Source organism: Neobacillus drentensis, from assembly GCF_036965645.1.
Classification (GTDB): domain Bacteria; phylum Bacillota; class Bacilli; order Bacillales; family Cytobacillaceae; genus Neobacillus; species Neobacillus drentensis_D.
In genome coordinates this window covers 19,813-33,030 of record NZ_JBALPZ010000120.1, presented here as the reverse complement: position 1 = coordinate 33,030, position 13,218 = coordinate 19,813, and the positions used below count along the sequence as shown (strand labels likewise).

Genomic DNA, 13,218 nt, shown 5'->3' with positions numbered 1-13,218 from the left:
ATAATAATGCCCAAAGCCTGAAAATTTTTAAAAAAATGGGGAAAGCAACCATGATAAAAAAATTATTGCCGCTCTATCAAAATTCCATCTTTTTTCCCAACAAGCCAGAAAATCCATCAGAACGCTATCTATACTTTTGCAGTGAATCAGCGGATGAATGGATTGGGATTCCTAAAACAGAACTCAATGAGCGAGAATTAACCCTTCTAAAAGCGCTCTATACTTTAGTGGAATTTCCAAGTTCAAACCTCCATCCGACTGTAAAAGCATGGCATGATTTTCTTTTTTTAAATGGTCCTATGCCAAGTCATTTAGCTGGAAATACTCTAAGAATTATTCAGTTTAATATTAACGGATCGGAAGCAAGCCAACCTGAAATAGAATCAGCTTTAAAGGGTTTCTTTACTGAAGAAGTAATCATTATTTGGGTAGGCGAAAGCCGTGGGATTGTGATTGAAGGCAGGAATACAATGTCACTCTCAGATGAAGAAATCCTTTCAATGTCAGAAACACTAGAAAGCGATTTTTATGTAAAAGTTTCTTTTTACATTGGAAAGCCAAGTGTATTGTCAGAGCAGCTGCCAGGAAAATTTCATCTAGAGAAAGAATATTTTACATTCGCCCTTTCACAATTAGGACTTTCTAATATCTTTACATTTGAACGGGTGGTACCTGCCTATTTAGCCTATTATTTGCCACCTGAATTAAAAATAAAGGTTAGTCAAGAAATAATTGAGTTATTTAACGAAGATCAAGAAATGTTCTCAACCATTAGAGTTTTTCTTGAAAATAATTTAAATGCCAGCATGACAGCCAAAAAATTATATATTCATCGAAATACACTACAGTATCGAATTGATAAATTTGTTGAAAAAACAGGTATTAGCCTTAAAGATTTTTACGGTGCTTTTACCGTCTTCTTAGCCTGCCTCCTATATGAACAAAAAAAGTGACAACATGCCCAAAAAAGCGTTTTCATATTTTGTGCAACCTGTCTATATGTAAATGTTTTCATTCCCTGTAAACTAAAGATACAACTTACACAGGGAGGAAGAAAAAAATGGCTGAATTAAAATTAGATCATATTTATAAAATTTACGATAATAAAGTAACGGCTGTACAGGACTTCAATTTGCATATCGAAGATAAGGAATTTATCGTATTCGTTGGTCCATCAGGCTGTGGTAAATCTACAACACTTCGAATGATTGCCGGACTTGAAGATATTTCAAAAGGAGATTTTTACATCGATGGAAAAAGAGTGAACGATGTAGCTCCAAAAGATCGTGATATCGCGATGGTATTCCAAAACTACGCTTTATATCCGCACATGACTGTATATGATAACATGGCATTTGGATTAAAATTACGTAAATTTCCAAAAGATGAAATTGATCGTCGTGTGAAAGAAGCTGCAAAAATCCTTGGCTTAGAAGCTTATTTAACTCGTAAGCCAAAAGCACTTTCAGGTGGTCAGCGTCAGCGTGTTGCCCTAGGCCGTGCGATTGTTCGTGACGCAAAAGTATTCTTAATGGACGAGCCATTATCAAACCTGGATGCGAAGCTTCGTGTTGCGATGCGTGCGGAGATTGCTAAACTTCACCGCCGCCTAGATACGACAACTATCTATGTTACACATGACCAAACAGAAGCTATGACAATGGCTACTCGTTTAGTTGTAATGAAAGACGGTGTTATCCAACAAGTTGGTTCACCTAAAGAAGTTTATGAAAAGCCTGAGAATGTCTTTGTTGGCGGCTTCATCGGTTCTCCTGCGATGAACTTCTTTAATGGTAAATTACAAGATGGAAAATTCTCAATTGGCAATGTTTCCGTTGCTGTTCCTGAAGGAAAAATGAAATTCCTTCGTGAACAAGGTTATGTTGGCAAAGAAATAATCCTTGGCGTACGTCCAGAAGATATTCATGATGAGCCTGTCTTTATCGAGGCATCTGCCGGAACAAAAATTAATGCGAAAATCGATGTTGCCGAGTTAACTGGTGCTGAATTGATGGTTTACTCTAGTTTCGGAGGCCAGGACTTCGTTGCCCGTTTAGATTCACGTGCTGATGTTCATCCTGGTGATACGGTTGAACTTGCTTTTGACTTAAATAAAGCACATTTCTTTGATGCTGATACGGAATCTCGTATTAGAACAGTTAATGAAAGATAAATAGTATGGAGAATCGGCCCCGTTATTTAAGGTAACGGGGTTATTCTTTTATAAAAATCACTTCATCATGATGACAGGCAGGGCATTTATACAGGTGCGGGCACTTATGACCTGAATTCGTATCTGGGTATCCATCTTCAAGCTTCATTAAATCAATTTCCATATAGGGGCTGTAATCATCATAAAAATCAATGAGCCTCCCCGCTTCCAACATAGGTTCTCCGCAATTCGTACACATTAAATAGACTTCCCTTAACCCATTACATACCGGGCATATTGCCAAAATTCCTCACCCTTTTATTTATAAGATAATGTTAGTTTGTGTTAACTTAAACTTCATATGTAATGGAATAAATTTCTAATTGTTTTTTTTGAATAGAACTCAAAAAATTAATCATAATAAAGATTACAAAGCAACAATTACACCGATGGATGAAACCAACCAAGGGTAGTATCCGGTGCAACTCCGGATCATCCAACCATCTCCAATTACTAATATTCTTTATCAACACCAGTGATAATATGGGTTAGGCCAGGTGGCAATATTATGGTTCAATTCCATACTGACCCCAAAATTAATAAGAGGAGTGTTATTCAACTATGGCAAGTAACAACAACTCTAATCAACTTTTAGTACCAGGCGTAGAACAAGCACTTAACCAAATGAAGTATGAAATTGCTCAAGAGTTTGGCGTAAATCTTGGTGCAGATACTACTTCACGTGCAAACGGCTCTGTCGGAGGAGAAATTACTAAGCGTCTTGTAGCTATGGCAGAATCTCAACTTGGCGGCGGATTCCAACGCTAATCTTTAACAAACTTTATTGTACAAATTAAATAATATGGCTTAGCCCCCTCCTATTAACGGAGGGGGCTTTCACTGTTACACCATCTTTTCAGGCTGGATCCACTTAGAAAATTGTTCTTCTGTAACGTAACCCGTTTTAAGTGCTGCTTCTTTTAGGGTACTATTTTCTTTGAAGGCAAGCTTAGCAATTTCTGCTGCTTTTTCATAGCCGATATGTGGATTAAGCGCTGTAACTAACATTAACGACCGCTCCACATTATTTTTAATCTTTTCTCCGTTCGCTTCAATCCCTATTGCGCAATTTTCATTAAAGGAGCGGATCCCGTCGCTAAGAAGCCTTATTGACTGAATGAGATTATAAATAATAACTGGTTTAAAAACATTTAACTCAAAATTGCCTTGGCTGGCAGCAAAACTAATCGCAGTATCATTCCCAAAAACCTGGCAGGCGACCATCGTCAAGGCCTCACTCTGTGTTGGATTAACTTTTCCCGGCATAATGGAACTTCCCGGTTCATTTGCTGGAATCCTAATCTCTCCTATTCCACTGCGTGGGCCACTTGCAAGCCAGCGGATATCATTAGCCATTTTCATTAAATCCGCCGCTAATGCTTTTAATGCGCCATGGACATGGACAATTTCATCATGACTGGTTAAGGCATGAAATTTATTATCTGAAGATTTAAAGGGATATCCCGTTATCTTGCCAAGTTCCTCAGCCATCATTTGTCCGAATTGCGGATGGGCATTAATGCCTGTCCCTACCGCTGTTCCTCCTATTGCCAAATTCAATAAATGCTGGCTAGCTTCCTTAATCATCTGTACATCTTTTTCAAGCATCGCCCTCCAGCCGCTGATTTCCTGGCCAAGGGTAAGCGGGGTTGCATCCTGTAAATGAGTTCTGCCAATTTTGACAATGTCAGCAAAAGCCTTCTCTTTGTCTTGTAGCGTATTTTTCAGTTCTAAAATCACTGGGATTAAGTGACTATTAATTTCCATATAAGCTGCCATATGCATAGCAGTTGGGAAAGTATCATTCGAACTTTGAGACATATTAACATCATCATTTGGATGAATTCTTTCTGCACTTCCCATATCAACAAATTTTTGGTTTGCTCGATTGGCGATGACTTCATTGACATTCATATTAGATTGGGTACCACTGCCGGTTTGCCAAACAAGTAATGGAAAATGTTGATCATAATCCCCATTATGTATCTCATTACATACCTTTACGATGGTTCTCATTTTAGCATCATTAAGCTTTCCTAATTTTGAATTAACAATCGCCGCAGCTTTTTTAATGAATGCCAACCCATAGATAACTTCAATCGGCATTCTTTCTTCACCAATTTTAAAATTTTCTCTGCTCCGCTGTGTCTGAGCTCCCCAATATTTATCTTCGGGAACTTGAATTTCACCTAGCGTATCCTTCTCAATTCTAAATTTGTCCAAATCCTTCCACCTCACATTTTTGACTACTTCAATATATATATCCATTGTTACCTAATTTATTAACATCGCACCGGTATCTTTTGTTAAATTAAAAAGACTACAGACAAATGTCTGCAGTCTAAGATTTAATGAGTGTATATCCAATAAAATAAGAAAGAATCAAAAAACTGCCAATCTCTAGTATTACGGAGTATTCTGACATATACATCCCACCCTTTAATTTTGACTATAAAATATCACAAAGAAGAGATTCAGCAAGTGATAAAAATTACACCTTCTGGCTTTTAGATAAAACTTTTTTGTTATTTTTAGGTGAGAAAAGAGGTACAGGATCTTCTTCCCGTACCTCTTTGGTCTTAAGGCTCTTTTCTTTTATTCCACCACTTTTTATTCCACCTCTCGATCTGTTTATTCCACCTGTCCTCCCACTTTTGAACTTCATTGTTGAAATGCTCTTGAAAATTTCTTTTTTCTTCTTCTTTTTTCCGTTTTTCAATCAATGGAGCGATATGAGGAACATTAAATCTTTTGATCGAGGTGCCCTTTAATGCCTCTTTCATGATCGTGCGAAAAATAACAGCTGAACCAGTACCGCTAGCTGGGGTAATAAAATGGTCAGCATCTGTTTTATCATAGCCAACCCAGATTGCACCAACTAACTGAGGTGTATAACCGACAAACCATTGATCCTTCAAGCCGTTTATTCCTTTTATTGGTACTTGAGTGGAACCAGTCTTCCCCGCTGTTTCCCTGCCGGGGATTTGTGCTGCTTTACCTGTTCCTTCTTCCACTACACCAAGAAGCATAGTCGTCATATTGTCGGTTACAGCTTTTGATGTTACTCTCACCTTTTTTTCCTTCCACTCGGCGACTGTATTCCCCTCTGAATCAACGATTTTTTTAATAACATGCGCTTTAATTCGACTGCCTTTATTAGGAAAAACAGAAAATGCCTCGGCCATATGTAAGGGTGATACCCCTTTATGCAGGCCGCCCAGAGCCATTGATAGATTATCATCCTCTTTATCCAAAGGAATCCCAAATCGCTTAGCAGCATCAATTCCCTTTTCAATTCCTAATTCATTTAAGAGCCACACAGCAGCAACATTTTTTGATTCCTTTACTGCTTCATACATAGGGACCTCACCTGCATACTGATGGTCATAATTACTTGGCTGATAAGATCCAAATTTCATTGGTTTATCCTTTAGCATATCGGTAATTTTCCAGCCTTCCTCTAAAGCTGGTGTATATACCGCTATTGGCTTAAACGAAGAGCCTGGCTGTGCTTTTAATTGGGAAGCACGGTTATAGCCTCTAAAGGTATGCTTCCCCCTGCCGCCAACAATGGCCCTGACCCCGCCTGTTTTTGGATCAAGTAGCACACCGCCGCTTTGGACAAGGCGATCCGTACTTTTAGGAAAAAGGGAGCTATCTTGATAGGTTGTTTCCATTACTGTTTGCATTTTTGGATCCAGTTCCGTATAAATTTGAAAGCCGCCAGTTAATAATTCATCCTGAGTAAAACCATATTTTTTTATGGCCTCATCTAATACTTGATCGACGTAATAAGGGTATTTTCCGCGAAATGGATCGCCTCCCTTATCATCTAAGACAATCTTTTCCACTTTAGCCTGCTGATATTGCCCATTATCGATAAAACCTTGCTTCTTCATCTCGGACAAGACTAGATTGCGTCTTGCGGTTGCCTTTTCCATATGCTTATAAGGATTAAGGGCGGATGGCGCCTTAATTAACCCGGCAAGCAGGGCAGATTCACTTACTGATAAATCCTGTACATCTTTCGCAAAATATTTGCTAGCCGCTTGTTTAATACCATAGGCCCCATTACCAAAGTAAATTTGATTCACATACATTTGAAGAATTTCCTGTTTAGAATACTTTCGTTCAACAGCAATGGCTAAAAATACCTCTTGTATCTTTCTTTTTAGAGTCTTTTTCTGATGTAAGAATCGTATTTTTCGTTAATTGCTGCGTAATCGTGCTGCCTCCTTCAACCATCCCTCCTGCCTTTAGGTCACGAAACAGTGCACGCGAAGTTCCGATTAAATCAACTCCATTATGCTGGTAAAATCGATGATCTTCAATCGCAATAATGGCATTCTTCAATGAATCCGGTACTACTTTGATTGGAACTCCTTCATTCTTATTAGCAGATACCTTGCTGGCGATTTTTCCACTTACATCATAAAAAACAGTCGGCTGAGACAGATTATTCTTTAAGCCTGAAATATCTGCATCCTTTGAGAAATAAGAAAGAAGACCGAAAAAGACTAACACTAGAATCAATATCAACAAGAAAATCACTTGAAACAAATGCCACTTCCTCAGCTGCTTAAAAAGGCCGATTACTTTTTCTGTAAATATCACTATGAGGACATCCTTTTGCTGTAATCTTTTAACAGGTATACATATCATTCCGCTATTAGTGTTTATAATAATCCTGAAAAAAAACATGACTACAAAAAAAAGATGGGCCGAGGCCTCATCTTTTTTCGCTTTTATTATTCACTTTTTGCTAGTTCTTTAAAGCGGTGTCTTGAAAGCTTTTCATCGAAGCTTGAAAAAATTCGATAGTTTTGATGATCTAATATCCGAAAATGCTTGCTTAATATATTTTGTTGAAGGATAAAGCCGTTTTTTTGCGAGATTCCCCTCCACCAAACTCTTCCTCCGAGGGTTTTTGTTTTACGAAGATCGATTCCGTTTAGAGCTACGGTTTCTAATACCTCAAGAGGTTCATTTCCAAATAAAAATTGGACCGTTTCCGTTTCTCGAAAAAGGGCACAAATGGAAACAACCGTCGACCAGCCAGCTAAAACCCTCCCTTTTTCAATTTGTACAAGGGTTTTCTTCGAGATACCAATAATATCTGCCATCTTATCCTGGGTATAACCTGCTTCTGTCCTTATAAGACGAAGCTTCTCAGAAACCTGCATAATAATTTCATCCCTGGTCACAGTTAGCCCTTCCTTCAATTTCTTCTAGTGTAATTTTACACAAGTTTATAGGACTATTCAAATTTCAAGAAAAAAAACTGCTACATTCCATAATAGCAGTTTTAAGTACTTGATATTTAATAATTATCCAGCTCCAGGACGCTTACGCATTTTTGGGCGGGATCCCGCATTGACTGGAACATGAATTTTTCAAATCACAGGCAGCGCATTTTCCCTTTTTGGATTTATTAATGAATTTCACTAATGCAAATCCTGCATATCCAAAAATAGCCACACCGATTATTATACTCGCAATCATTGGATCCACCCACCCCTTCAAGATTTTAAATCAATCCAACCAACTTTCCACCTTGGTAAATGATCAAGGATAAAACATAAGCAATAACGAATGCATAAATCATGGAAAAGGCAGTCCATTTTTTAGAACCGGTTTCCTTATAAATCGTTGCCGTCGTTGCTAGACAAGGAATATACAATAAGATAAAGACCATGAAACTATAGGCTGCCAGCGGTGTATAATAATTAGCTAATAACCCTTGCAGACTTGCATCCTTTGGAACAAAGTAAATAATATTCATCGTTGAAATAATTGCTTCTTTAGCCAGGAAACCTGTAATCAAGGAAGCAGATGCCTGCCAGGTTCCAAAGCCAATCGGGTCAAAAATAGGAGCGATGATATTACCAACAGACGCTAAATAGCTATGGTCCATATCAACTTTAAGGCCATTAGGACCTGCATAGGATAAGAGCCAGATAAAGACAGAACCGGCAAAAATAAATGTTCCTGCCTTCCTCACAAATCCTTTCCCTTTATCCCAAGTACTTCTCCATAAAGATTGAAACTGTGGAAGCCTGTATGGAGGAAGTTCTATAACAAATAGAGATGTTTCAGATTTTAGGAGAGTTTTAGAAAATATTTTGGCTAATGTCAATGCCACCACAATTCCCAATACGTATAGGCTAAGGACAACGAATGCCTTATGACCTGCAAAGAAAGCTCCTACAAATAAGGCGTATACCGGTAAACGTGCTGAGCAAGACATTAATGGTGTTAAAAGTATAGTTAATAGTCTTTCCCTAGGAGTTTCAATCGTTCTAGCTGCCATAATCCCAGGAACATTACAGCCAAAACCAATCATCATTGGGATAAACGCTTTACCATTTAATCCTACTGATTCCATTATACGGTCCATTACAAGGGCTACTCGCGCCATGTAACCAGAGTCTTCTAATAAAGAAATAAAGAAGAACAGGATAAAGATTTGCGGTACAAACACTAGTACGCCGCCAACCCCAGCTACTAATCCTTCAATAATTAGGTCATGAATAAAATCTGAAGCATGGATAGCACTTAAGACTGCCTCAAACCCGGCCGTAACAGGTCCCGTTAATAAGGAATCGAGCACATCTGATAAAGGAGTGCCCAGCCAATCAAATGTAAGCATAAACATGAAATACATGAGCAGCAAAAAGATGGGCATTCCAAGAAAGCGATTCGTTACAATGCTATCAATTTTTTCAGACAGTGGAATTACCGAGTCACTTTTGCTTGCTACTTCGGCAACGATTTTTTCAATCACTTCTTTTCGTTTTAAGTAAATAAAATTGGAGAGTGACTTTCCATCCAACCGTGCTTGAAGCTTGTTTTCCAAATTTCTCACTATATCATTTATTCTTTGAGGATTGGCAATACTGTTAACATAGTTTTGAACATATTGATTTCCCTCAAAATATTGAATAGCAAGAAAACGAATCGAATGACTGGTCTTCCCACTAATTTCGCCGGTAATCGCCGTAATTGCCTCTTCTACCTCTTTACCATAATAAACTAGGTGCTTATTAGCAGGCTGGATGGATTTTGTAGAGATTACATCTACAAGCTTGTCACACCCTTTTCCGCTTCGAGCCACGACAGGTACAACCGGAACGCCTAGTAATTGGGCCAGCTTCTGAGCGTCTACATGAATTCCGCGTTTATTTGCAACATCAATCATATTTAAACCGATAAGAGCAGGCTTCTCAAACTCCAGCAATTGCAGTGTTAAATGTAAATTTCGTTCTAATTGTGATGCATCCAAAATATTCAATAACCGATCAACTGATTCATTCAAAAAGAACGAGGTTACAACCCCCTCATCCTTTGATAAAGGATTAAGAGTATATACTCCAGGTAAATCTATTAATTGTCCAATATTATTCTTGAAAACTCCGATTTTTTTTTCAACCGTTACACCGCTCCAATTGCCAACATACTCATAGGAACCTGTAAGGTTATTAAACAATGAAGTTTTTCCTGTATTCGGATTTCCGATTAGAGCGATTTCCATTATATTCTCTCCACTTCAATCTGAACGGCTTCTCTCCGGCGGATCCCAACACATTGGCCGCATGACTCAATCATAATCGGTCCGCCAAATGGCATTACACATTTTACACAGACTTCTGATCCTTCAGTAATGCCTAAATCAAGTAAGCGTCTTTGAACGAGGTGACCAACATGAGATAGATCAATTATTTTTCCTTTATCTCCTGCTTTTAAAGAAGCAAACATGTATATCACCCTATCTGTTTTAATTGAGAATGATTATCTTTCTAATTGTATTTTATCACTTTTTAGAGTTAATAAGCATAATAAATTTGACAAAAGTTCGAAAAAATATTCTGAAAATCATAAGTGAGACAAAAATAAAAGGCTGCCTAGGTGTGACAGCCTTGGAAAGGATGATTAAATCCTTTCCTTTTTTGTATATATTAAAGACCTTTTTGCAAAATCATTTTCTTAGGAAGAGCACTAATTAATACAATTGTGAAAATCGCACTAATAATGAAATTAGGCAGCATGTAGGTTCCATTATATAGTAAAGAATATATAGCTACCGGCTGACCCTTTGGAGCATACTCACCAAAAAAGACAATCCCAGAAATCACATGACAAATATACCTTAGTGCACTTCCCAAAAATGCCCCACTAATTACGTATGACATCCATTTACCTTTGTTCTGATCATCAATTGCTTTTTTAGTAACAGAAGCAAAAACTCCTGAGAACCCGACTACTGAAAAAGCAATAAAGTAATCAATAATCCCTTGTACAATCGTATAAACTTGGGAAAATCCTAGAACAAACTGAAGAAAACCTAATAAAAAGCCTGTTAAAAGTCCGCCTTTTATCCCCCAGCGATAGGCAACTAGAAATATCGGCACCATCGCAATGGAGATCGAACCCCCCTGCGGCCATATTTTTAAAGATACAATTCCCGCCACAAAATCTAATAAATAAGCAAGTGCAGTAAATACTGCAACTTCTGCAATAAATAAAGTATTTCTTCTTGTTTGATTCACCAATGATTCCCCCTTTATCTAATAGGATGTTCTTGATTTCTTCCTAAAGGCTATATGGCGCCATTAACAAAAAGAAAAAGCAATCCAGAACAAGGAATGTCTGAATTGCTTTCTTATTGGCAGACCACATCCCTACGCTAGTGTTAACTAACAGGTTCATAGGGTCAGAACTCTTACGTTCACTCTCAGCCGCCCAGAAAACAGCTCCCCCTGTGGAAGTATTCAATTATATCCAAAGAAAATATACTACTCTTTCCTTCATTAAACAAGATATTTGTGGTAGATAACCGATGAATTTAATAAATTTTACAACATTTTACTGAAAAAAATTTTTTCCTGAAATTTCATAAAGGATTTTTACATTCGTCAGCGAATTATCATGGTAATCAGTTTGGTTAAAATCATTAGGGGGAAACAACATGTTCACGGGAGAACAAACCGATTTAGTCGCCTTTTTTGCTAATAACAAAAATCAGTTAGTACAAGAATGGGAAAATGCAATCATGATTTATCATGGTGATCCCTTTAAAGGTAAAATACGGGAAAACGGGGAAGCACTATTAGAGGTCATTTTAACGATGCATACCTTATCTAAGGAAGAATTATTGAAAATTATTGAAAAGATCGCCATTTCCATATCAGAGGAAAGGGTTATGGCAGACATTAATATTGGTGATTTTGTTTACAATGTCAATATAGGCAGGACCATTTTATATAGCTATTTAAGCAAGACAGGACTTACATGGTCCGAATTACAGAAATCTATTAATGATATTAATTTTTGTTTTGATAAATTTTTATATTTTGCCGTATCCCATTATTCAGAAGCAAAAAATAAAATTATTGAAGAAAAGACGATGTTTATTGATTCAACCCACCAAGATCGTTTAACTCTTCTCGGACAAATGACCTCGAGCTTTATTCATGAATTTAGAAACCCACTTACATCGGTTCAAGGATTTATTCAATTACTAAAAGCTGATTATCCTAATATGAGATATTTAGATATTATTTCAAGTGAATTGGATCAGCTTAATTTCCGTATCTCACAGTTCTTGTTACTTTCGAAAAAAGAACTTATTGGCAAAGAGAAGGTTTACTTTAGATTAAATCACCTAATTGATGAGGTTTTAAATTTTCTCTACCCAAGTATCCTAGATGGGAAAGTTAAAATTCAAAATCAGTTAAACGGCGAATGTACATTGAATGGCTATGCAGATGAAATTAGGCAAGTCTTTATTAATATTATTTTCAATGCCATCGATGTTTTGAATCATCATGAGGTTGCAAATCCGACCATTGAGATCAACAGTTCATTGGAAGACGATACAACCATTAAAATCAGTATTTCTAATAATGGCCCCGTCATTCCAACGGAATTGCATAAAACCATTTTTGAGCCGTTTTTCACTACAAAAAAACTAGGGACTGGGCTCGGCTTGTTTGTTTGTAAAGAAATTATCGAAAAACATAAAGGAAAATTAAGTTGTAACTCTTCAGAGGACAAAACAACCTTTTCTATTTATTTGCCAGTAGCTTCAGACCAAAGTAAAGAGCAGGAAAATAACTTATAGGAACATTTAATCCCACTTTTAATAAGCAGGGATTTTTTCTTTTTAAATTCATCTCCCCTTCCGGCCTGTCTGCGCATATGATGTACCAAAATCATCATCTTCAGGAGAATAGGCCTATGTTTACATTAAAAGTCGATCATGAAATTGAGCTTCAATTGTTCGAACGGCATCACGCAATAACGCTCTTCCAACTCATCGAGGAGAATCGTGAACATTTGCGGGAATGGATGCCATGGGTGGATAGTATGACCTCCCCGTATCACGTTGAATCTGTTATCCCCGTATGGCTTAATCAATTTGCGGAAAACAACGGTCTTAATGTGGGGATTCTTTATCGCGGGGAGCTTGTTGGATCCTTAGGCTTGCACCAAATTGATTGGTATAACAGTATGGCGAGTATTGGTTATTATTTAAGTAAGAAAGCTGAAGGTCATGGTATTATTACTAGATCTGTCAAAGCGCTGCTAAATTATTGCTTTTTCCAATTACGTTTAAACCGGATTGAAATTCGCTGCGGGGTAAAAAATATTAAAAGCCGGGCCATCCCTGAGCGGCTGAAGTTTGTTATGGAAGGAACCGTACGGGATGGGGAACATTTAAATGGTCATTTTCATGACCTGATTATTTATAGCATGCTGGCTCGGGATTGGAATCCTATGCGTTAAATATGTATGAATAAGCAGCCACATGGCTGCTCAGGCTGTCGAAAAACTTTCGATAGCCTTTTATTTTATTTATACCCTTTAGAAGTTCACCGTATTAATTCATTAAAACATTATTAGTTTTGGCTTTGAAACATGTCTGTTGATTGGCGCTCCAGGCACTTCGCTTTCCGCGGGCGTGCCGGGGAGCCTCCCCGCGGAAAGCGAGTGCCTGGAGCGGAAAT

At 37.7% G+C, this 13,218-nt stretch carries 12 protein-coding genes, 1 pseudogene and 1 riboswitch; of the genes and pseudogenes, 5 read left to right on the top strand and 8 right to left on the bottom strand.

What is annotated here, in order from left to right:
• The first annotated feature begins 50 nt into the window (after nt 1–50).
• Together V7266_RS20955 and V7266_RS20950 are read left to right on the top strand one after the other, a co-directional pair.
• Nucleotides 51–953: a PucR family transcriptional regulator gene (locus tag V7266_RS20955; RefSeq protein ID WP_335470578.1), complete on the top strand. Its 903-nt coding sequence runs from the start codon at nt 51–53 to the stop codon at nt 951–953.
• A 107-nt stretch (nt 954–1,060) separates the two neighbouring features.
• Nucleotides 1,061–2,173: an ABC transporter ATP-binding protein gene (locus V7266_RS20950; protein WP_335470576.1), complete on the top strand. Its 1,113-nt coding sequence runs from the start codon at nt 1,061–1,063 to the stop codon at nt 2,171–2,173.
• 40 nt (nt 2,174–2,213) lie between these two features.
• On the opposite strand, the gene V7266_RS20945 is transcribed toward V7266_RS20950, so the two are convergent.
• Nucleotides 2,214–2,411 carry a hypothetical protein gene (locus V7266_RS20945; protein ID WP_420491470.1) on the bottom strand — a complete coding sequence of 66 codons (198 nt, stop codon included), beginning with the start codon at nt 2,409–2,411 and terminating at the stop codon, nt 2,214–2,216.
• A 362-nt stretch (nt 2,412–2,773) separates the two neighbouring features.
• Between V7266_RS20945 and V7266_RS20940 the strand changes: the two genes are divergently transcribed.
• Nucleotides 2,774–2,980, top strand: coding sequence for an alpha/beta-type small acid-soluble spore protein (locus V7266_RS20940; RefSeq protein WP_098529737.1), 207 nt, complete (start codon nt 2,774–2,776; stop codon nt 2,978–2,980).
• Between the two features lie 75 nt (nt 2,981–3,055).
• Here V7266_RS20940 and fumC read toward each other — a convergent pair whose 3' ends face one another.
• The 7 genes and pseudogenes from fumC to thiT form a co-directional block, all read right to left on the bottom strand.
• Nucleotides 3,056–4,480 (bottom strand): class II fumarate hydratase, encoded by a 1,425-nt coding sequence (gene fumC / locus V7266_RS20935; RefSeq protein WP_420491469.1) that lies wholly within the window; start codon nt 4,478–4,480, stop codon nt 3,056–3,058.
• Between the two features lie 311 nt (nt 4,481–4,791).
• Nucleotides 4,792–6,874, bottom strand: a pseudogene (locus V7266_RS20930) (transglycosylase domain-containing protein).
• 86 nt (nt 6,875–6,960) lie between these two features.
• Nucleotides 6,961–7,416 carry a helix-turn-helix transcriptional regulator gene (locus V7266_RS20920; protein WP_335470570.1) on the bottom strand — a complete coding sequence of 152 codons (456 nt, stop codon included), beginning with the start codon at nt 7,414–7,416 and terminating at the stop codon, nt 6,961–6,963.
• A 142-nt stretch (nt 7,417–7,558) separates the two neighbouring features.
• On the bottom strand, nt 7,559–7,714 hold the full coding sequence (locus V7266_RS20915) for a FeoB-associated Cys-rich membrane protein (protein ID WP_335470569.1): 156 nt from the start codon (nt 7,712–7,714) through the stop codon (nt 7,559–7,561).
• 25 nt (nt 7,715–7,739) lie between these two features.
• Entirely contained in the window at nt 7,740–9,743 is a 2,004-nt protein-coding gene (gene feoB, locus V7266_RS20910) for a ferrous iron transport protein B (protein ID WP_335470568.1), read from the bottom strand.
• Nucleotides 9,743–9,967: a FeoA family protein gene (locus tag V7266_RS20905; protein ID WP_335470567.1), complete on the bottom strand. Its 225-nt coding sequence runs from the start codon at nt 9,965–9,967 to the stop codon at nt 9,743–9,745. The genes feoB and V7266_RS20905 overlap by 1 nt, the downstream gene beginning before the upstream one ends.
• A gap of 200 nt (nt 9,968–10,167) precedes the next feature.
• Nucleotides 10,168–10,758, bottom strand: a complete 591-nt coding sequence (thiT, locus tag V7266_RS20900; RefSeq protein WP_335470566.1) for an energy-coupled thiamine transporter ThiT — start codon at nt 10,756–10,758, stop codon at nt 10,168–10,170.
• 112 nt (nt 10,759–10,870) lie between these two features.
• A riboswitch (TPP riboswitch) is annotated at nt 10,871–10,979 on the bottom strand.
• A gap of 198 nt (nt 10,980–11,177) precedes the next feature.
• Here thiT and V7266_RS20895 point away from each other — a divergent pair.
• Together V7266_RS20895 and V7266_RS20890 are read left to right on the top strand one after the other, a co-directional pair.
• Nucleotides 11,178–12,332, top strand: coding sequence for a histidine kinase N-terminal domain-containing protein (locus tag V7266_RS20895; RefSeq protein WP_335470564.1), 1,155 nt, complete (start codon nt 11,178–11,180; stop codon nt 12,330–12,332).
• A 116-nt stretch (nt 12,333–12,448) separates the two neighbouring features.
• Nucleotides 12,449–12,997: a GNAT family N-acetyltransferase gene (locus V7266_RS20890; RefSeq protein ID WP_335470563.1), complete on the top strand. Its 549-nt coding sequence runs from the start codon at nt 12,449–12,451 to the stop codon at nt 12,995–12,997.
• Nucleotides 12,998–13,218 lie beyond the last annotated feature (221 nt).